Below are 21,958 nucleotides of genomic sequence, written 5' to 3'. Positions count from 1 at the left end.
GTGGAAGCAATCTCTATTTCTTTGTGACATTCCCAAGATTTTAAATTCTCTGTTATGATATTTTGGTATACGGTTGTGAGATGTAAGCTATACTGGAGTACGGCAAAGCGAGATAATGAAGCAGTAAATGCCTATAAAAATACTAGAGTACCAAGTTAACCTGGGGTTAGCCAGCATAGATTGGAAAGAATCTTTTCGTCTCTAAACAGAAAATTGATATTTCCTGAGTTAAGTGTTAAGACTTTTCTTGCACTGTTTTTGTATCTTTGATTGTCGAATCAGTCTAAGAACCTGTATTCACGGTTCAGCACTTTCATCTAAGGCTAGTTTTTTGCTACTCATTGTTAGTTTTTTTCAAAATACAGTCAGTATTCCTCAAAAAAACTGCCTTGATTAGCGAAAAACTATCTCCTATATAGAAGCACTTTACTTGTGAATACAGGTTCTAATATACAAATCAAAATTCAAATATCAGTCTACGGTGACAAGTAAAGGATGGTAAAAAATTAAAGGAAGTACTATGACAAGCAAGAAACGTTCTATTGATAGTCGTGTGGATTATTCCGTTATTTTACCGACTTTTTTTCTTCTTCTAATTGGTCTCGTAGCCGTTTATATCGCAACGGCTAACGATTACTCAGACAGTGTGAGTAGTATCATGACTCAACAAGTCATCTGGATGGCTCTAGGTGGACTTATTGCAGTGGTCGTCATGCTTTTCTCGACGGAATTTCTCTGGAAGATCACCCCATTTTTGTATGTGCTTGGTTTGGGGCTGATGATTCTTCCCCTAATCTTTTATAGTCCGGTGTTAGTCGCTTCTACTGGGGCTAAAAACTGGGTTACCATCGGTTCCGTGACACTTTTTCAACCATCAGAATTTATGAAAATATCTTATATCTTGATGCTGGCTAAAACGACGGTTTGGTTTCAAGAGAGACGTTTGGCAATGTCGCTAAGAGAAGACTTCAAATTATTGGGTCTTTTTGCTCTTATCACGGCCCCTGTCATGCTCTTGCTAGGTTTACAAAAAGATTTGGGGACAGCCTTAGTTTTTACGGCAATCTTGGCTGGAATAGTTCTCTTGGCTGGAATTTCTTGGTGGATTATTTTACCTATTATTGGACTTGTGATTCTCCTTTTTGGCATTTTTATGCTTATCTTTTTACTGCCACAAGGAAAAGAGTTTCTTTTCAATTTGGGTATGGATACTTATCAGATTAATCGGATATCTGCTTGGCTGCATCCTTTTGACTTTTCAGAGACGATTGCCTACCAACAAACTCAAGGTATGATTTCTATTGGCAGTGGTGGGTTACTTGGTAAAGGGTTCAGCGTTCTTGATTTATCGGTACCTGTCAGGGAAAGTGACATGATTTTCACCGTTATTGCCGAAGATTTTGGTTTTGTGGGTGGGGCAGTTGTACTAGGTTTATATCTGCTCTTGATTTACCGTATGATTCGTGTAACCATTGAGTCTAATAATCGTTTCTACACCTTCATTTCTACTGGTTTTATCATGATGATTCTTTTCCATATTTTTGAAAATATTGGTGCAACTGTTGGTATTTTACCATTAACTGGAATTCCTCTACCGTTCATTTCCCAAGGGGGAAGTTCCCTTATTTCAAATTTGATTGGTGTTGGGCTTATTTTATCAATGAGTTATCAAAATAGCCTCAATCAAGAAAAAGAAATAGAAGCGCGTTTCGAACGTAGTCGGAAATATAATTGAATTAGTAAAAACCTTGCCTCGGCAAGGTTTTAATTTACTTATACGCAGAAATCAAATGATATGTTGGTGCCTTCATCCTACTCACATTAACCACTACCTCTAGTTTAATTATTTTCCTATAGGTATGAGACAGCTTATTGTTAATTTTTATGGATGACTATCTTTTTCAAAAAATCTTTTAGAACTATTTCCAAACATTGCTTTCTCAGATATTTTTTGTTAAAATAAAAGCATTCAGAGGTGTCTTAAAGACCATTTGTTACAGAAAGCGGTGTGGTTGAGAAATCCGTACAAATGTTAAGGCTGGTTGCTGAAGGCTAAAATTGGATAAACAAAGTTGCGGGTACATTTGCCCGAAGTTGGGTGGTACCGCGGATTTATAAAAAGTTCGTCCCTGTCGAAAGGCAGGGACGATTTTTTGTTGAAGGGAGAGCAGTGATGGAAACTTTCTCAGAGTTTTTAGAACGGATCAATTAATTTGAGCAGGTAGAATAAGCCTTACCAGAAACGGACTTTTTGCCGGGTATTTCTGTAGCAGTAAAAGTCCATCCAGATAATAGCTTTTGTGATTTTTACGGCGATACGGTTGTCTTTGACTTGGAAGAGGAAGATAAGACTTGGCTGGCAGCCCTTGTCCAAAAGCTCTATGATGAAGTGCCTGCCTGTTTTGCAGAGTCTTTTCCTGTTTCCAGTTACCACATGACCCTACATGACTTGTCAAGTGGCTCACGCCTGAGTAGTTTAATGCCTGAGTTGAAAAGCAATCGCCAGAAGTTGAAACAGCAACTGGCAGTCAGGTCTTTGTTTTCTCCAAAAATCAAGATGAGAAGCTCTTTTATCTTTAATATGGTAGATACCAGCTTGGTGATGGGCTTGGTGCCAGACAGGGAGGTCGACTATGTTAACTTGATGAGCCTGTACAGGCTGGTTGATGGCGTGATGCCTTTGCCCTATCCTTTTACGCCACACGTGACTTTAGCCTATTACAATGCCAATGGTTTTTCAGCTGAAGAAGCAAAAAAGCTTGTTGCAGAGCTAAACAAATGCAGCGTGACTGTGCCTTGGATACTGGTAAGCTCTATTATCAAACTTTTACGAGCATGAAAAATTATCAGAACGTTTTTACTTTATTTAAGGAGCAAAAGATGAAACTTCCTTTTGAAACTGAGAAATTCTATTACGGCTTCCCCATTTTTATCTTAGGCTATAAGGATCAGTGCTTTGGTTATAATATCACAACAAGCAGCTCTTCCTATAGTCTAGGTGACATGGTTGTCATTGGTCTGTCCAGTAGCAATAATGCTACTGAGCAAATCAAATATTTTAAGGAATTCACCCTAAATATTCCAACAGAAAATCAATCTTTCTTGATGGAACGAGCAGGTTTTATTACACATCGCGATAAGTTGAAAATGCTTGATGTGAACTATAGTAAGGCAGATCAGATAGATGCTCCTTTGTTAGCTGATTGTCCTTTGTCATTGGAATGCCAAGTTGAAGCTATACAGGAATTTGATAACTATGTGAATTTTACAGCACGGATTGTTAAACGTTGGGTAGATAGAGATTTACTAGATGATGAAGGTCATTTGAACAGTAGAAACTTTCATCCACTTTATTTTATGGGGGATGGGAAGGAGCGACGTTATCGCTATTTGGACAAAGTGGAAAGTGATGAACTTGGAAGTTTTAGTCGTAAGTCTAGAAAGTTAGCTTCAAGAACTTAGAACCTTTACTCACAGTTCAGCACTTCCACCTAAGGCTAGTTTTTCAGCTACTCATTGTTAGTTTTTTTCAAAATACAGTCAGTATTCCTCAAAAAATTGCCTTGATTAGCGAAAAACTATCTCTTATCTACAAGCACTTCGCTTGTGAATATGGCTTCTTAATAACTTATCCTAGAAAGGAAGTCTTGGTGAACCATATCGAGATTTATGTCAGTCATTTGATAAAAAGCAGGGAATTCTATGATCTTCTTTTACCTAAATTAGGCTATCGGCTCTATCAGGAATGGTCAGATGGTTTTAGTTATCGTAAAGATGAGCATTATATTGTCTTTGTTCAAGTGGCTGAAAAGTATGCTTCCCTCCCTTATCACCGTTGCCATGTAGGTCTTAATCATCTGGCTTTTAACGGAGGCAGCAGAAGGGATGTTGAGCGTTTGAAGAAAATTCTTCAAGAACACGATGTCCCCTTGCTTTATGAAGAGAGGTATCCATTTGCAGGTGGAGAAAATTATTTTGCCCTGTATTTAGAAGATCCTGATCGGATAAAAATTGAGGTAATAGCCAATGAAAATATTAGAAACTTATAATGGTAAAGAGCTGCCAAAAGTTGAGACTGACCGTCTTGTTTTACGGCAACGGACGATAGATGATGTACCAGACATGTTTGACTACGTCAGCTTAGAAAATGTGGTTTACCCAGCTGGTCTGCCACCCATTGCAACCTTGGAAGACGAGTATGATTATTTTGAAAATCGTTACTACCAAAATCTTGAAAAAGCAAATCTGCCATCAGGCTATGGTATTACAGTCAAGGGGAGTGACCACATTATCGGCTCTTGCGATTTCAACCACCGTCATGAAGATGATGTCTTTGAAATTGGCTACATGCTCCACCCAGATTTTTGGGGCAGAGGATACATGACAGAGGCTGTCAGTGCTTTGATTGAAATTGGTTTTACCCTTCTCAACCTTCACAAAGTTGAAATTCGTTGTTATGGTTCCAACAAACAAAGTCAGCGCGTGGCCGAAAAACTAGGTTTTACTTTGGAAGCTCGTATCCGTGACCGCAAAGATACCCAAGGAAATCGCTGTGATGATTTGGCTTATGGGCTGTTGAAGAGTGAGTGGGAGGAGAGATGATGAATCTTGTTATTATTGGTGCACAGGCATCTGGCAAGATGACAATTGGTCAAGAAGTTGAAAAGATGACTGATATGACTTTGTTTCATAATCACGATAGCATTGATTTTGTTCGGCGTTTTATGGAATATGGGCCGATCTCAACCGAGCTTATTCGAAAAATTAGAATGAATTTTTTTGAAGCATTTGCTCAAAGTAATAAACCTTTAATTTTTACAGTTGTGATTGACTTTGATGACTCAAATGATGTTGATTTTTTAAGACAAATTCAAGATGTTTTTCACACATTTGAGAGAGAGGTTTTATTTGTCGAACTTGAGACTGATTTGCAGGAGCGTTTTCGTCGCAATGGCACTGAAAATCGTTTGCAGCACAAGCCTTTGAAGCGAAATTTAGAATGGTCTGAGAAGGATATTCTTGATACTGCTAGTTTTGCGAATTTTAATCCCAAGCAAGCTCCAGAAAATCTACAGCATTATTGCAAAATTAACAACACCAACCTTTCTGCGCAAGAAACGGCTCAGCTGATTTTGGAAAAAATAAAGGAAGTAGCCAGTTAATATAAGCTGACTACTTCCTAGGAGATTTATGAAAAAGAAAAGTTTTAGGATTGGTTATAGTATATCGATTAATGCTTAAATGAAACTTAATATTCTTCGAAAATAGAATTTAGACCTTATTAGCTTGACTTGACGACGTGTAAACTCCATTGAAACCTTTGTAGTTTGATATAGTCAATTAGTTTATCTTTTATTACTTCGACGTAAGAGGAAACTCCGTTTCCTTATTTCCAACTTCAAACACTCCACTGGATTGTTTGAACTCGCCTTGCCGTACTTTACGAAAGTAACTTGCTTCGCATGTCTTATTTCCAACCTAGAACAGCCTAGAGGCTGTTCTAGCAACCTGCAGCTCGTTGCCTTGTACTAAAAGCAAACTAAAAGACTATATCTGAAAACTAGAAATAGCAAAGTTCTATCTTTATCTGTTTTACCTAAATGCCTATACTCATAGGTATCAAAACGATCAAGAAAAACGTTGCACAAATTCGATTTATGGATTGCTGAAAAGTGAGTGAGAAGACAAGCTAATATAGGCTAAAAAATGTCCCAAATGAACAACACCTTACGAGGGATATTATGGGGAAGCTGTGTGTTTAATTTGACACTTCAGAACAAAAAGGAAAAATTATGGCTAAAAAGAAAAATCGGAAAAAAGAATTAAAGCAGAAGCAAAAACAAGAAGAAAACAACATTATTGATTTTGCTTCTTTTGCAGAAAAGGCTGATTACCCACAAGCTTTTTCTGAACCTGAATTAGATGAGGAGTCAGTTAATAGACTTTTTAAAGAATATGAACAAACTAGGAATCCTGAAATTTTAGAACAATTAGCTTCTATTTTAAAGTTTGGAGATACTAAAATGGACGAAGCAGATGAGCTCCTTTACCAAGCGATGGAAGAGGAAGATGAAGAGATACAGCTCCGTTTACTTACCAATCTACTGGCAGAATATCCAGACCATTTTGAAGCAAGATTTCAATCCTTGATCTTGAGAAGCACAGAATTTTCAGCTGATTATTTAAAAGAACTACAAGATTTTTATCAAGTGGCTTTAGAAGAGTGGAAGAAAGCTGATTATGAATCTTGGTATAGTTTGGAAGCGCGCAGTCCTTTGAAGGTTATCACTTTTGTGATAGAGAATTATTTGCAAGAGGGACTGGTCGCTTTAGCTGGTCAAGTAGTGGATTTTGTACGGTCTAAAATTGCTGTTGATGATAGATTTCCACCTGGCTTTATTTATCTGATGATGGGTGTTTACAATTCCCTCTATCAAGAAGAGAAAATTGAAGATTTTTATGAAGAGCAGCTAGCCCAAGATTGGCAGGATGATGGTGTGCTTGTGCACCTGATTATTGCTAAGTTGCTAAACGGGGACATTGAGGCGGCTAGAGCCTTGTTTGCTGAATTAGTTGCCATCAATAACGAAGTTCTGTATGCTTTTGATAGCCCGTATTGGGTTCACCTGCTTGACATGGCTAATGAAGTTTCAGTCTATCGCCCTAATTCAGCTTTATCTCTCCAGATTGCCTTGCATCCTCTCCAGACTTTTTTGGAGACAAAAAACTTTGTTATCCATCAAATGCTTGCCTTAGCAGAAGACTATCAGGACAGTCTGCCTGATTCCCCGCGCAAACGATTAGAATTTTTTAATTCCCCCTGCATGAAAGGGATTCAGATAGATAAAGGCCGATATTTATGCGATGCTGGCATTATGAGCAAGGAGGCTCTGGAAAAGCACACCGAAAAAGAAATCTTAGCTATTTCAGGCATCGGCCCCGCTACGGTTAAAAAGTTAAAAGAAAACGGTGTGAGATTTAAGAAAGGGTAGGAACTTGTGCAAAATATGTACAGGTTGAACTGTTCGAAAAAATCGAACAGTTGGGAAGGAAATAGGTAGGAGGAAAATTGATATTGAAATATCTGCAGGAGAATTGGTTACAAATTATATCAAGTATTGGATTTGGTACGCTGATAAGTACGATTATTGGGCTCGTTCGATCAAATAAAAGAAACACTTTAGAATATATAACAAAAGAACGTTCTGAGTGGCGAAGAGAAATGAAGTCAATAATTGTTGATTTGCTAGATGGCAGGAATAGAAAGTCAGCAATAAGTAGATTAAAAACACAAATAAATCCTTATGGTATTGATTTTAGTAATAAATTTACTGATGATTATTATATGAGCGATGGACATATTTGGGATTTGTTAAAGAATTTTCACTACTCAGAAAGTGAAACTATTAAATTAACTGGCTATTTAGAATTACTTTTGAAATATGATTGGGAACGTTCAAAGGAAGAGATTAAATATAAAATTCCAGACATCTGCTATAATTTAATTCGTGTAATTTCAGTAATGATATTAGGGATTGGTGCTTTTACATCCAGTTCTAGTACTTGGCTTATATGCTTAGATCTTTGTTCAATATTCTTGCTAGTAATACAAGATTTTATAGAAAATTCTTGGAAAGCAGATTCATTTGTTTCTAGTAAAAAAAGGTTGGGATGGATAATTGTTGCGTATATAATCCCTTATTTGTATGCTATAGTACGGATGATTTATATATGGAAAGGAACATTTCCTTTTAATGAAAAAAATATTTTCTTACTTATTGTAGTAGCTATTCCTAGCGTAGTCTATGTTTTTCTAAAACACTGGGAAAAACAGAGGTATTTAGCAAAGTTAAGAAATATTGAGTTTAAAAATCCAGAAATAACAGAACAATCAAATAAATTATACGATGAAATTAACTATCTACGGAATCAGCTACATAAATTTGATTACCAAATAACGGACGATGACTTGAGTGAGCTGAAGAATAAAAGAGATAGGCTAGAGAGTGAACTGAAAAAGAAGCAAAAGGAGAAATTAAAATGAAAGAACTTTCACCAAAATACAATCCAGCCGAAGTTGAAGCTGGGCGCTATCAGAAATGGCTTGAGGCTGATGTTTTCAAGCCGTCGGGCGACAAGAAGGCGAAGCCTTATTCTATCGTGATTCCGCCGCCCAATGTCACTGGTAAATTGCACCTAGGGCACGCTTGGGACACGACTTTGCAAGATATTATTATCCGTCAAAAACGCATGCAAGGCTTTGACACTTTATGGCTTCCTGGTATGGACCATGCGGGGATTGCAACACAGGCAAAAGTTGAAGCACGTCTTGCTGAAGATGGTATCTCACGTTATGACCTTGGTCGTGAAAAATTCCTTGATAAAGTTTGGGAATGGAAAGATGAATATGCTACGACCATCAAGGAACAATGGGGCAAGATGGGGATTTCTGTTGATTATTCGCGGGAACGTTTTACCCTTGATGAAGGCTTGTCAAAAGCGGTCCGCAAGGTTTTTGTAGAACTCTATAAAAAGGGTTGGATTTACCGCGGAGAATTTATCATCAACTGGGATCCAAAAGCTCGTACAGCCCTTTCTGATATCGAAGTTATCCACAAAGATGTCGAAGGTGCTTTCTATCACATGAACTACATGTTAGAAGATGGTTCACGTGCCCTCGAAGTTGCGACCACGCGTCCAGAGACAATGTTCGGTGATGTAGCCGTTGCGGTTAACCCAAATGATGACCGTTACAAAGATTTGATTGGTCAAAATGTTATCCTTCCAATCGTTAACAAAGCTATTCCAATCGTTGGAGATGAACATGCTGACCCAGAATTTGGAACAGGGGTTGTTAAAATCACACCTGCCCATGACCCTAACGATTTCTTAGTTGGTCAACGCCACAATCTTCCTCAAGTTAATGTCATGAATGATGATGGCACCATGAATGAACTGGCTGGCGAATTTGCTGGTATGGATCGTTTTGAGGCCCGCAAGGCAACGGTTGCTAAATTAGAGGAAATCGGTGCTCTTGTCAATATTGAAAAAATGACCCATTCAGTCGGTCACTCAGAACGTACAGGTGTTATGGTTGAACCTCGGCTGTCCACCCAGTGGTTCGTTAAGATGGATGAGTTAGCCAAAAATGCTATTGCCAACCAAGACACAGCTGATAAGGTAGAATTTTACCCACCACGTTTCAACGATACCTTCCTTCAATGGATGGAAAATGTGCACGATTGGGTTATCTCGCGTCAGCTTTGGTGGGGGCATCAGATTCCAGCATGGTATAACGAATCTGGCGAAATGTACGTCGGAGAAGAAGCTCCAGAAGGCGACGGTTGGGTACAGGATGAGGATGTCCTAGATACCTGGTTCAGCTCTGCCCTTTGGCCATTTTCAACAATGGGTTGGCCTGACACAGAAGCAGAAGACTTCAAACGTTACTTCCCGACTTCAACCCTTGTGACAGGTTACGATATCATCTTCTTCTGGGTATCCCGCATGATTTTCCAATCATTGGAATTCACAGGACGTCGTCCATTTAAAAACGTGCTTATCCACGGTCTTATCCGTGACGAACAAGGACGTAAAATGTCTAAATCACTTGGTAACGGTATTGACCCAATGGATGTTATCGAAAAATACGGTGCTGACGCGCTTCGTTGGTTCTTATCAAACGGTTCTGCACCAGGTCAGGATGTCCGCTTCTCTTATGAGAAGATGGACGCTTCTTGGAACTTCATCAACAAGATTTGGAACATTTCCCGCTATATCCTCATGAACAATGAAAGCTTGACCTTGGATGCGGCACGTGACAATGTCGCAAAAGTCGCAGCTGGCGAGGCTGGTAATGTGACGGACCGCTGGATTCTCCACAACCTCAATGAAACCATTGCCAAGGTCACTGAAAACTTCGACAAGTTCGAGTTCGGTGTGGCTGGTCATATCCTCTACAACTTCATCTGGGAAGAGTTCGCCAACTGGTATGTCGAGCTGACCAAGGAGGTTCTTTACAGCGATAACGATGCCGAGAAAGTCATGACCCGCTCAGTCCTTCTCTACACGCTGGACCAAATCCTTCGCCTCCTCCACCCAATCATGCCATTTGTGACGGAAGAAATCTTCGCCCAGTACGCAGAGGGATCTATCGTGGTGGCAGCTTACCCAGTTGTCAACCCAGCCTTTGAAAACGCTGAAGCTCACAAGGGAGTGGAAAGCCTTAAGGACTTGATCCGTTCGGTGCGAAATAGCAGAGCAGAAGTGAACGTTGCTCCATCTAAGCCGATTACTATCTTGATTAAGACGGCAGATAGCGAGCTTGAAACCTTCTTCAAGTCAAATGAAAACTACATCCGCCGCTTTACAAATCCAGAACAGTTGGAAATCAGCTCAAGCATTGCTGCGCCAGAATTAGCTATGTCAGCCGTTATCACCGGTGCTGAAATCTTCTTACCACTAGCCGACCTCCTCAACGTAGAAGAAGAGTTGGCTCGTCTAGACAAAGAACTAGCCAAATGGCAGAAAGAACTAGATATGGTCGGCAAAAAACTCAGCAACGAACGCTTCATCGCCAACGCCAAACCAGAAGTCGTTGAAAAAGAAAAAGAAAAACAAGCCGACTACCAAGCAAAATATGATGCGACAGTAGGACGGATTGAAGAGATGAAGAAACTGGTTAAGTAGGTAGAATACGATAAAATGCCCAGCCTAAAAAGGCTGGGTTTTGTGGTATAATAATTTGAGAAAGGAGAGTTTATGAAGTACTCTTTACTAGCGCAATTAGAAAATAAAGAAAAGTCTATAAGACAAGAAATATTAAGACATAATTTTTTTAAACTCCAAAGAGATTTTGCTATAGAATACCTCGTTACAAGGTATGAGACTTCAAAAGTAATATTATCAGACTATTTTTCAAAGAAGTATGAAGTAGATATTTTACTTGAAACTCTTCCTTTTATTTTCCAAAATTTGCAGAATAGTGCAATACTAGAGCAACCACGAATAGATGTCAAAGAACTTAATTTGTTAATTGAGAACATATATAATTATCTTGAATTTAAAAAATTTCTTGAGCTTTGCAAACATGGTATTGTAAAAGTCGTGAATTGTAGTGGAATTATACGTTTCGAATTTGCCAAAGAAACATATTTAATAAATGACATATATAATGGTTATTGGCATACAAAAGAACAGCAACAGGCTTTAAAATACTCTCGTAGTTTACAAGGTATTACTGAAAAAATGTTTGATTTGACAGTAGAAATTAGTATAGGAGATTTTACATTGAATGAATATAAAATTTTCTGTCAAGCATTAGATAGTATTATAGAAATTGAATATTCCAATCCACTAAAAGTTGCAAATAAAATTGGATATCTTAAACTAAGTAAGGCCCAGTGGATTGAAAAGTTATCAGGATTAATTAGTTTAAATGATGAAAAAATAGAACAAATTATTGATTTTTGTATATATGATTTTGAAAATCCTGTAAGTGATCCAATACTATCTTATTTTATACCTATACAAGGTAAGTTGCTATTCTCGTTTAGTATATTTAGTTCTCAGAGATTAGATAAAAACCTTCTCCGTTTACTATCAGCAAAAGAACCTTCCTTCTATCAAAATGAACAGAAGAAACTAGAATTACACCAAATAAACCTATTGAGAGAACAAGACTTTGAAGGGTACGAATTCGATACGGATAAGGATGGTAGTCCCGGTGAAGATTTAATTGTGTATGATAAGATAGCAAATGCAGTGCATGTTATTGAACTAAAATATAAGTTACCAGTTGATTCAATAAATGAAATCAGGAATTTGAAAAAGCTTCTTAGTAAAGCTGGTAAACAAAATACTATTGCCAAAACAAAATTAAATGTAGATAATATTTTCGAGAAATTTTTCAACAATAAATATATTGGTCAACATCCAGATAAAATTATTTTTTTCTCACTTACTAACTATTCAATTGACTATACTGCCCCAAATTCAATATTATTATCTCAACATTATTTTGAGTTATTAAAAAATGCAAGTTGCACAAATAGACTTGAAAAAATTATTGAAGATAAATATAGGGGGATAAATATGAGTCCAAAAGTAAAATATAAAAAAATAAATCTGTTTGGATATATAATAAAATTGCCAAGAGTATACTCGAAAATTCCTAAATACCGAGAACTAAAGTTATAGAGGAGTCTATAGTAGAATAAAGTTTTTTATTTGGACAGTTCAAAGGAGATATATGCAACCAACTTACAATATTGACAACCCAAGTCTTTCCTATGAAGATAAGCAAGAACTCTGGGAAACTGGTTTTGGTCTTCAAAAAGTGGATGGGTTGACTCCGTCTGTTTATATGGAAGAGTTGGCTGATAGGCAAGCTCGTGGAGAGTACACCTATGAGCAGGTGTACGAGGAGATTACGAAATACCACCAGTCAACTGATGCCAGTACGCAAGAGGCAGACATTGTCTCTCTCCGAATTGTTGAAATGCTCTCCCAAAATGGTTTTAGTCTCCGACCAACCACCCTCTTACATATCCACAAAGAGCTTTTTCAGGATATTTTTGACAGCAGTATTCCAGTTGGTGAGTATCGAATGGTTAACATTACAAAAAATGAACCAGTTTTAAAGGGGGATACTGTGATTTATTCAGATTTTCCATTGATTGCCGCCACTTTGGATTATGATTTCCAGCAAGAAAGAGATTTTTCATATGCTGGATTAGATAAAAAAGCCATTGTTGCCCATATCCAATCCTTTATTTCAGGTATTTGGCAAATCCATCCATTTCTAGAAGGGAACACTCGAACAATCACTGTATTTCTTATCAAATACCTTCGCTCACTTGGTTTCGACATTGATAACGAGCCTTTTCAAAAACATGCCAAATACTTTCGAGATGCCCTTGTACTTGACAATGCTAAGTTAGTCAATAAACGCTCAGATTTTTTAACTGCCTTTTTTGAAAATCTCCTCTTGGACGGTCAGAATGATTTATCAAGTGAGAGGATGTACGAGGAGTTGGGGATAGATGAATATCAATAAAGACAGGATAGTTTTCAATCCGGAAATAGACCAGTGAATACTTGGGCTTTTGACTTTTCGTTGATAGTCTCAATAGGCAATTTGGAGGAACTCACATGTCTTATTATTATGAAAAATTAACGGGTAAGGTTGCAAAGCATCTTGCTCGTTTTCCCTATTATGCTACCGATAAGATTCTGAATTTAATGCAATTTCAAGATAGCAATCAGCAATTTCTGATAAGTGATAAGCATTTGTATGATTACTTTGAAGAACAAAAACATCAACTAAGTACCGATGAAAAACTCTCCATCTGTTCAGCCTATTTAAGGGACATATAGATGTTTATGCGAAATCTTATATTGATGAAAATGGAAAAATCAACTATTTTCCTTCTTACAACTATGGTTGGAAAAAACTTCCTGTTGAAAAGAGAACTTGTCAACCCTTGACCAAACAGGTATTATTGGCTCACCTACGTGGCGAAATCAGTATTGGCATTTTTCCAATGAGTTTATCAGACACGTGTTCCTTTTTGGCGATTGATTTTGATAAAAATAATTGGAGAGAAGAGGTCTCCATTCTAAGAGATACAGCAGAACAACATGGTTTTGAGGGGCATATCGAAATCTCTCGTTCGGGCAATGGTGCTCATCTCTGGTTTTTCTTCGAGGAAGAAATTACTTGTCAGCAGGCGAGAAATGTTGGAAAAAGACTGCTGGAATTGGCTATGCAGGAGTCAAAAGATATTCGCTTTTCTTCATTTGACCGTATGTTTCCAAATCAAGATATTCTGCCCAAGGGAGGGTTTGGCAATCTTATCGCACTGCCCTTACAAGGGGAAGCTTTCAAGAAGGGAAGAACCGTTTTTGTTGATAAACATTTTCAGCCCTTTTCTGAACAATGGACCTATCTTCAACAGGTTCAAAAGATTGACCAGAAGAAAATACTAGATTTCTTAGGACAGGAGTTTTCGGATACTGTAGATGATACAGTATTAGATTGTAGCTTATCAAACGTTATTCAAGTTGAGAAGAGGGCTATTTCTTCAAAAACAAATTACTTATTGAGAAAGCTGGCATCTTTTCCTAACCCTGAATTTTATCTAAAACAAGCGACCAGACAACCAACCTATCAGACTCCAGAACGCATCTATTTATTTGAAGAAACAAACGAAGCCTTGCATCTTCCAAGAGGAATACTTGCTAAGCTACAGGAAATCTTTGAAATGGTAACTATTAGGGACAATCGTAACAGTTTATCTCCGGTTCAGATTTCCTTCAAAGGGAGGTTGCGTTTTGAGCAGGAGCTTGCTTTGGCAGATTTATTCGCTAGTGAGAATGGCTTGTTATGTGCTGAAACAGGTTTTGGGAAGACAGTTCTGGGGGCAGCCTTGATTGCACAAAGGAAATGCCGAACGATTATCTTAGTTCACAATCGTCAACTGATGGAGCAGTGGTTGGAAAGGTTGGGGGAATTTTTAGAGATTAAAGAGGAAGAAGCGATTCGCTATACTCCTTCAGGGCGTGTAAAAGTGATAGGGCATATTGGGCAATATGGTGCTTCTAAAAAATGGAGGAGTAAACTGGTGGATGTGGTTATGATTCAATCTCTCTTCCAATTGGACACTATTTCCGACTTTTTGTCGGATTACGATATGATGATTGTGGATGAATGTCATCATGTGACAGCCATGCAGTTTGAAAAAGTAGTTGCTCAATTTGCTGGTCAATATCTATATGGTTTAACAGCAACGCCAGAACGTAAAAATGGACATCAACCGATTGTCTTTCAACGTGTTGGTCCAATTTTACATACTGCCCAATCAGGCCAATACGATTTTAAAAAGAGGTTGCTACTCCGTCTAACATCTTTTGGGAAATTGGATTTGAAACAGTCGAATAGTACGAACTTTTCAGCACTTAATGATTGGCTTGCCAAAGATTTACATCGCAATACTTTGATCGTGCAAGATATTTTCAAACTATATCAAGAAAAACGAAACATCCTTGTCTTGGTCAATCGACGGGAACATATAGAACTATTGGAAAAGCTACTTATTGAAAAAGAAATGACCAATATTTTTTGTCTGAGTGGAGCGAGTAAAAGAAGGGATACGAAAGAACTTCTGAAAAGAATCAGTGAGCTAGATGAGAATAGTCCCTTTGTCCTCGTTTCAACAGGAAAATATATTGGCGAGGGTTTTGATATGCCAAAGTTGGATACATTAATTTTGGCCGCTCCTTTGTCTTGGAAAAATAATCTCATACAGTATGCAGGGAGGCTTCATCGTCCCTATCAAGGCAAAACTGAGGTAAGAATAGTTGACTATCTTGATATACACGTTCCCTATCTTGAAAGAATGTACCAGAAACGTCAGATAGCTTATCGAAAAATGGCTTATCAGGTTGGAGAGAAAGAACCAACCCAAGTATTATTCAGTGGTAGGGACTACGAAGAGACATTTAGAGAGGATTTGCGGAACACACGTTCAACAGTCTATTTACAATTGCATTCGTTCACTTCTAATAAGATTCAGGAACTATTGGGACTGCTCCGAGGAAAACAAGTGGTTATTCATGCCTCCAAATACCATAAGTTAAGCGAGTGGCTAACGGGGGTAAACAGTGACAATGTAAAGGTGAAGCTTGTACCAGAAAGGATTGGTACGACCACAGTTATCTTAGATAGTACTATCGTTTGGTACGGCAATTTATCGCCTTTTGTTTATCATTCGGATGACCAAGCCAGTTTGTTGAGGTTGGAAAGTCAATCTATTGCTGAAGAATTGCTTGAAAAATTTAATAATGAAGAATAAAAATTTCGAAATCGATGACAATAAATATGATGCGATAGAAGACCGTATCGCAGATATGAAAAAATTGGTCTAGTGGTCTAACATCACTTGATACTTCGTCAAACCACCTTGCCGTATTCAAGCACTATCTGCGGTGTCGTTTCCTAGTTTCAAGCTGATTTTAGCCACATTAGATAAAGAGTTATTTAAACAAATGCCCAGCCTAAAAAGGCTGGGTTTTGTGGTATAATGAAGACATATATTTAAGGAGAAAGAAGAATGAGAATTGATAAAATTTCTATTGAGGGATACCGAAAATTTATAGTATGTTTAGTTTACTTTAAGGCATCCCCTTTATACTATAGTCATTCTAGTAATAGGAATTATAAAACTTTTCTTTTTCATAAATCTCCTAAACGAGTCCAGCTGTAAAGTTGGGCTTGTTTTCTACCATTTGTCAAGTCTATCAAGGTTTTAGAGAAAAAATAATTTTCATACAGTCATCAAAATAGGGAAGTGACCTTACTTTACACTAAAGATTTACATAAAAAGTGTATACAAAACCAACACCTTATACTCAGTTAAAATCAAAAATAGCGGAAGTCCAGTCTCTATCTACAATTGATTTGAGTTGATAAGCGGTTAAGGTTTGAATAACCTCTTGAAGTTTATCGATTACCTCATTTAAGGTCCTAAATACTTTATTCTTGAAACCAAGTTTACGAATCTCAGCCCAGACTTGCTCAATAGGATTCATTTCAGGTGTGTAGGGTGGAATGAAGGTAAATTCAATATTCTTAGGAATATTTAAGGTCTGAGATTTATGCCAGATGGCATTATCCATGACTAAAATAATATAATCTTCTGGATAAGCTGCCGATAGTTGGCGTAAAAATTCATTCATCCAATCACTATTACATCCGCCTGCTATGATGAAAAACGAGTCGCCTGTATGGGCATCCACAGCTCCATAACAATAGCGGTATTCACGAATGTGATGACTTGCTACGTGAGGACGATAACCTTTTGGAGACCAACACGAACCAAGTTTACTGATACGCCCAAAACCCGCCTCATCTTGATACATAAGGCGGATTTTTTGATATTCTTTTCCATCAATAAAGCGCTTACTCATTCTCTCCTCGAATAAAGATTTTATTTTTAGACGCTAAAATGGTTTCGGCGTCTGCTTTTTTCGGATGTTGGGGACGTGGGCTAACTTTACGCCAACCATGACGTTTCAGGAGAGCATAGAAACCTTCTCGGGTTGTCTTGTGCCCAACTCTCTCTTGATAAGCTTTAAAGAGGGTGTTAACGGTAACGAATTCTCCATTCAAAGAGGAAGAGAGTTGCTCTTTAAGGAAATCTTCTTCCTCCTCATGCGTCATATAGGAGCGGCGGCGACCACCACGATTCTCCTTTAAGAGAGCTTCTAAGCCACCACTTAGATAGCGATTTAATAAGTTGCGGACTGTCTGATGGACAAAGCCTACTGATTTAGCTACAGATGTTAAATTATGGCATTCAGAGTAGAGAATAAGGGCTTGAATTTTTCTATGATGCGGAGCATTATTTTTATCTTTAAGGGCTTGCTTTAATTCTTCGACTTGTGTTTGGGTAAGTTCTTTTGTCATAATACTATTATAACGCTATTTTTGATTTTTGTTAAGTATTATTTTGTGATTTTTGAAATAAGGTGTTACAATAATATGGCATAAACAGTTTTACCGATTTTGGGTAGAAGTATAATCGTAAAGCTTATTATGCGTAATGAGGTAATACATTGTCCGAATGAGACGGTGTATGGAGGCAATCGTGTGTGGCTTGGTTGAAGTCGTTTGCGATTGCCTTTTTCGTTTCTCATAAAAGTCTGCAATATGGCAAGGATTGGTGTGACTAGCTGAAGCGATATTGTGAATGCATTTGAACAGAATCTTTCTAGCGTAGGGGTTGCCACGCTTGGTAATGTGTTCCTTAGCGATGAAGTTTCCAGATTCATAGTGTCTTAGGTCAATACCGATAAAGGCATTGATTTGATTGGCAGACTGAAAACGGCGAATATCTCCCAGTTCACCAATAATACTTGTTGCAGTCGTCTCAGCGATACCAGGAATAGAAAGCAGAATGTCATACTCTGGTAAAGGTTGAGCTATTTCCACCATCTGGTCTAAGACTGCCTGTCTCTGTTCAGAAAGTCTAAGCAATTCTTTTGCATAGTAACGCACCTCTTCCAGCATTGGAGAGGTTTTCTTAACGGCACAATAAGATTGATTAGCTAGTGCTGTCAGCTTCTCTGCTAAGTAAGCCACACGCTCGTCAGAAATCCGTTTTGAAGTGGACAGACGGATGCTCTTTGAGAGTTCATCCTTGCTTAACTCAAGCACGAAGTCCTTGCAAGGAAACGCAGTAACTAAGTTCCAGTATTGTTCCCCAGTTGGCGTTGATAAGATAGTCTCCAACTCTGGGAAAGTGACCTGTAAGACCTTGTGTAGACGATTTTTAGCCCGAACAATGTCCTCAGTCAGATTCTGATAGAAACGGCTGAGATCCCGCAAGTCTTGATAGACTTCTTCTTGGACATAGGTCGGTTTACGATTCAGCACAAACTGGGACTGAGCCAGTTTTTCAGCGTCAATTTGATCTGTTTTCCGCACACGCAAGCTATCCAGTTGCTTCTTGGCTTCTAAGGGATTGAGCCGTGTGTAAGCGTAGCCATGTTCATCCAGAAAAGCTTGAAGACGACGAGAATAGACGCCTGTTGCTTCAAAGATGATTTCTGGCTTGTGGACGGTTTTCAAATCGCCAAGTAGCCGAGCAAAGCCAATGGCATCATTGGGCATGGTATAGCCATGAACCTTCTCGCCGTTGACTAGAATGGCCACTTCTGAACTTACTTTACTCACATCAATCCCAAAAACTGCACGCATGATATTACCTCTTTGTCTTGAATGATTCCTTGTTTTAGAGATGTCATTTTCAATACTCGACGTCTGGCGTCCCACATACTTTGATAACATTCTTTCTAAAACAGGTGTCTTGCCAGTTTTTGTTGCGACGTCTAGCGTCAAAAAGCCCCACGACTTAACAAGACACCTCTACTTTATCATCTTGAGAATGAAAAAAGTAGTGAGTACTCTCTCCCGTCGGAGATTTCCTCACTACTAATCTTAGTATGTTTTTGTACTTATTTGTAATATGGGTTATTCTTGTATGTGACACTCAATGAAAATGAGTATTTTAGGTAAGAGAATAGTAGATCCAATTGTTTTTCTTCCATGGATAAATCGGGTAATAGGTAGTCCCCGTAGGAATGCAGTTGTGGGTAAACATCTAGAGCTTTTTTGCGTGGGGAAAACTCTCTTAATCTTCTAGTTGGTCATATCACTTGTGAGGTCAAAATATCCCAGTTTAATCAATTTCTTGACTGCCTGAAATGATCTTGTCCGATCAATCTGAACGGCATCAGCCAACTGTCCTAGAAACATTTCAGGTTCTTCACAAACTTGAATAATATAAATATAAAGATTATGGTTGAGTTCAATTTATCTAAAGTGTTGCTTGGAGCCCATCTGAATGGGGTCAGCGATGGTTCCAATGGCACAAATAATGTGGGGATTTTTTAATGGATAACTTGTATCAAAAAACTATTGCATTTACAGTAAAATTTACTATAATAGAACCTAACAATTTTTTAAAAAAGGAGGGTATGCCTAATGACTATTATCCCTTTTGAAGAGAAGTACAATCAGGCAGTGATTGATTTGATTACGGCTATTCAACAAGATGAGTTTGATTTGCCTATTTCTATTGAGGAACAACCTGATTTGTTAAATATTAAGGCTTCTTATCAAGATAAAAAGGGGGAATTCTGGATTGTCTTAGATGATAAAAAGCGAGTGGTCGGCTGTATTGGACTTGTCAGTCTATCCGATAATAATGTTGCTCTCAAAAAGATGTTCGTAGCTTCAAATTGTCGTGGAAGTGGCCTAGGTCGTCAATTAATCAAAACTTTTATAATTTATTGCCAAAAACATGATAAGAAAGCAATTTATCTCGGTACGACTTCAGTATTTTCTACAGCTCAGCAATTTTATCAAAATCTTGGCTTCAAAGAAATCTCCAAACCTGAACTGCCAAGCGATTTTCCCTTGTTGGACGTAGACAATCGTCATTATGTTTATAAGATAAACTAAATAACGACAAAAAGAATAGGAATCCCAAGTGGTTATTTTACAGCATGTGGGATTCCTATTCTTTTTGTGATAAAAACTTGTCTTTCTTTTGATAGATTATTTTTAATGAGAGTTAATAATTACCAGCTGGCTTTTTTAACCCCTGGCAGTTGACCTTTATGAGCGAGATTTCTAAAGTTAATACGACTAACACCGAATTTTCGCATGTAAGCGTGAGGGCGTCCATCAATGCGGTCGCGATTTTTAAGGCGATTAGGGTTAGAATCCCGTGGAAGTTTGCGAAGTGCCTCATAATCACCTTTGGCCTTCAGCTCTCGGCGGAGGTCAGCATATTGTTCGATGAGTTTTAACTGCTTTTCATATCTAGCAATTTTAGATTTTTTAGCCATTAGTTCTCCTTTGCAATATAATTAACTGGTTAACAATCTTATCATAACACTTTAAGGGAATAAAAGCAAGAAAAAATTAACTAGTTAATTTTTTCTTGCTGAATAAAGGAGATATTAAATAATATTTAGGCTTAATAACAATAAAACAGATGAAAAGTAGTAGCTAAACCTGAGATTATCCAAGCTGAGTTAATAAATTACTGTTATAATTTTCACAGACTAGCAAACAATTTTTTGAGTAACTAGAGTTTATCAGAGTTTGTATATGATGTTGGATATTTGTCTTAACATAGAAGAAAAAATCTAATTGATATCTTGTTAAGTTGGGAAGAAGAGTCTCAATTTCTAATAATGCACACTCCCAGCAACCCAGCCTGTACAGAGTGCAGCGGTAATATTAAATCCACCGGTATGGGCGTTGATGTCCAGTACTTCGCCAGCAAAATGAAGCCCAGAGACTTTTTTACTTTCCAAAGTTTTGGGATTAATTTCTTTCAAATCGATGCCACCTTTGGTAACGAAAGATTTGGCCAGAGACATTTTTCCAGTGATTTTGATGGGCATTTTTTTGAGTTTATCCACAAGTTGAGTCTCTTGAGTTGGGGATAACTGCTTAATTTTTTCTGGGTAATCCACAGCTAGGAAGTCAGCTAGACGTTCTGGGACTAGATTCTTCAAAGCGTTCTTGATGGATTTTTCACGGTTTTCGTTTAAATAGCTGTGCAAATCATCAGATGATGTTTGTGGTAGGAAGTCCAGCTCTGCTATTTCGCCTCCAGAGACAAAGCTAGATAGGCGCAAGGCCGCAGGACCAGATAGACCAAAATGAGTGAAGAGCAAGTCGTGGGTGATAATGTGTTTGCCGTAGCTAAGTGTAACGTCATCCAGCGAGATACCTTGCAATGCCTTATGTGGAAAATCGGTCAAAAGGGGACTTTCCGCAGATTCAAGCGGAGTGACTGATAGATTAAAATGTTTTGCAATGTCATATCCAAAGCCTGTGGAACCTGTGGATGGATAGGATTTACCGCCGGTGGTGACGATAAGTTTTCCACAGGTGAAAGCTTTATCTGCTGATTTTATGTGGAAAAGGTCATTTATTTTCTTGACAGAGACAACTTCTGTATTGGTCAAGACAGTGCCACCAAGTTCATGGATTTTAGTTTCTAGAGCGCCAATGATAGTTTGTGATTTATCCGTTGCTGGGAAAACGCGCCCGTGGTCTTCAACTTTTAGGGCTACCCCATTTTCCTCGAAAAAGTTAATAATGTCATGGTTGTCAAATTGCGAAAAGACGCTGTAAAGGAATCGGCCGTTGCCGGGAATGCCAGCTAAAAGATCATCTAGGCTACCGTTATTGGTGACATTGCAGCGACCACCGCCGGTGCCAGATAACTTTTTACCGAGGCGTTTATTTTTTTCGATGAGGAGCGACTTTTGTCCATAGTAGGCGCTAGAGATGGTTGCCATCATGCCAGCAGGACCACCTCCAATAATAATGGTATCGTAATATGTCATGATGTTATTGTAGCATAAATCTATG

At 38.1% G+C, this 21,958-nt stretch carries 15 protein-coding genes and 2 pseudogenes; 13 read left to right on the top strand and 4 right to left on the bottom strand.

Annotated features, from left to right (window positions below; all coding sequences use genetic code 11):
- The first annotated feature begins 520 nt into the window (after positions 1-520).
- The 12 genes and pseudogenes from ABZ559_RS09240 (at position 521) to ABZ559_RS09185 (ending at position 15,854) form a co-directional block, all read left to right on the top strand.
- Positions 521-1,735, top strand: a complete 1,215-nt coding sequence (locus ABZ559_RS09240; protein ID WP_367006112.1) for an FtsW/RodA/SpoVE family cell cycle protein — start codon at positions 521-523, stop codon at positions 1,733-1,735.
- 516 nt (positions 1,736-2,251) lie between these two features.
- Entirely contained in the window at positions 2,252-2,839 is a 588-nt protein-coding gene (locus tag ABZ559_RS09235) for a ligT like phosphoesterase (RefSeq protein ID WP_367006111.1), read from the top strand.
- A 41-nt stretch (positions 2,840-2,880) separates the two neighbouring features.
- Positions 2,881-3,462 (top strand): flavin reductase, encoded by a 582-nt coding sequence (locus tag ABZ559_RS09230; RefSeq protein WP_367006110.1) that lies wholly within the window; start codon positions 2,881-2,883, stop codon positions 3,460-3,462.
- Positions 3,463-3,647: 185 nt separating this feature from the next.
- Positions 3,648-4,049 carry a VOC family protein gene (locus tag ABZ559_RS09225; RefSeq protein ID WP_367007651.1) on the top strand — a complete coding sequence of 134 codons (402 nt, stop codon included), beginning with the start codon at positions 3,648-3,650 and terminating at the stop codon, positions 4,047-4,049.
- Entirely contained in the window at positions 4,027-4,602 is a 576-nt protein-coding gene (locus tag ABZ559_RS09220; protein WP_367006108.1) for a GNAT family N-acetyltransferase, read from the top strand. The genes ABZ559_RS09225 and ABZ559_RS09220 overlap by 23 nt, the downstream gene beginning before the upstream one ends.
- A complete protein-coding gene (locus ABZ559_RS09215) occupies positions 4,602-5,162 on the top strand; it encodes a shikimate kinase (protein WP_367007650.1) in 561 nt (186 codons plus the stop codon). The genes ABZ559_RS09220 and ABZ559_RS09215 overlap by 1 nt, the downstream gene beginning before the upstream one ends.
- A gap of 630 nt (positions 5,163-5,792) precedes the next feature.
- The gene (locus tag ABZ559_RS09210) at positions 5,793-6,992 is read left to right on the top strand and encodes a hypothetical protein (RefSeq protein WP_367006106.1); all 1,200 of its coding nucleotides are present in this window, start codon (positions 5,793-5,795) and stop codon (positions 6,990-6,992) included.
- Between the two features lie 77 nt (positions 6,993-7,069).
- Positions 7,070-8,044, top strand: a complete 975-nt coding sequence (locus ABZ559_RS09205; RefSeq protein ID WP_367006104.1) for a hypothetical protein — start codon at positions 7,070-7,072, stop codon at positions 8,042-8,044.
- Positions 8,041-10,689 carry a valine--tRNA ligase gene (locus ABZ559_RS09200; protein WP_367006102.1) on the top strand — a complete coding sequence of 883 codons (2,649 nt, stop codon included), beginning with the start codon at positions 8,041-8,043 and terminating at the stop codon, positions 10,687-10,689. The genes ABZ559_RS09205 and ABZ559_RS09200 overlap by 4 nt, the downstream gene beginning before the upstream one ends.
- A 72-nt stretch (positions 10,690-10,761) precedes the next feature.
- On the top strand, positions 10,762-12,198 hold the full coding sequence (locus tag ABZ559_RS09195; protein WP_367006100.1) for a hypothetical protein: 1,437 nt from the start codon (positions 10,762-10,764) through the stop codon (positions 12,196-12,198).
- A gap of 52 nt (positions 12,199-12,250) precedes the next feature.
- On the top strand, positions 12,251-13,057 hold the full coding sequence (locus ABZ559_RS09190; RefSeq protein ID WP_367006099.1) for a Fic family protein: 807 nt from the start codon (positions 12,251-12,253) through the stop codon (positions 13,055-13,057).
- 95 nt (positions 13,058-13,152) lie between these two features.
- Positions 13,153-15,854 (top strand): annotated as a pseudogene (locus tag ABZ559_RS09185) (DEAD/DEAH box helicase family protein).
- A gap of 556 nt (positions 15,855-16,410) precedes the next feature.
- Here ABZ559_RS09185 and ABZ559_RS09180 read toward each other — a convergent pair.
- Positions 16,411-17,467: pseudogene (locus tag ABZ559_RS09180) on the bottom strand (IS630 family transposase).
- Positions 17,468-17,557: 90 nt separating this feature from the next.
- Positions 17,558-18,760, bottom strand: coding sequence for an IS110 family transposase (locus ABZ559_RS09175; protein ID WP_367006097.1), 1,203 nt, complete (start codon positions 18,758-18,760; stop codon positions 17,558-17,560).
- Between the two features lie 786 nt (positions 18,761-19,546).
- Between ABZ559_RS09175 and ABZ559_RS09170 the strand changes: the two genes are divergently transcribed.
- A complete protein-coding gene (locus tag ABZ559_RS09170) occupies positions 19,547-20,026 on the top strand; it encodes a GNAT family N-acetyltransferase (RefSeq protein ID WP_367006095.1) in 480 nt (159 codons plus the stop codon).
- A 119-nt stretch (positions 20,027-20,145) separates the two neighbouring features.
- Here the strand turns inward: ABZ559_RS09170 and rpsN are convergent, their stop codons facing one another.
- Entirely contained in the window at positions 20,146-20,415 is a 270-nt protein-coding gene (rpsN, locus tag ABZ559_RS09165) for a 30S ribosomal protein S14 (protein WP_018376457.1), read from the bottom strand.
- 345 nt (positions 20,416-20,760) lie between these two features.
- Positions 20,761-21,933 (bottom strand): NAD(P)/FAD-dependent oxidoreductase, encoded by a 1,173-nt coding sequence (locus ABZ559_RS09160; protein WP_367006093.1) that lies wholly within the window; start codon positions 21,931-21,933, stop codon positions 20,761-20,763.
- Positions 21,934-21,958: the final 25 nt, after the last annotated feature.

It is taken from the genome of Streptococcus sp. ZY19097 (assembly GCF_040731245.1).
Lineage (GTDB): Bacteria > Bacillota > Bacilli > Lactobacillales > Streptococcaceae > Streptococcus > Streptococcus orisratti.
This window is presented reverse-complemented; position numbering and strand designations above follow the sequence as displayed.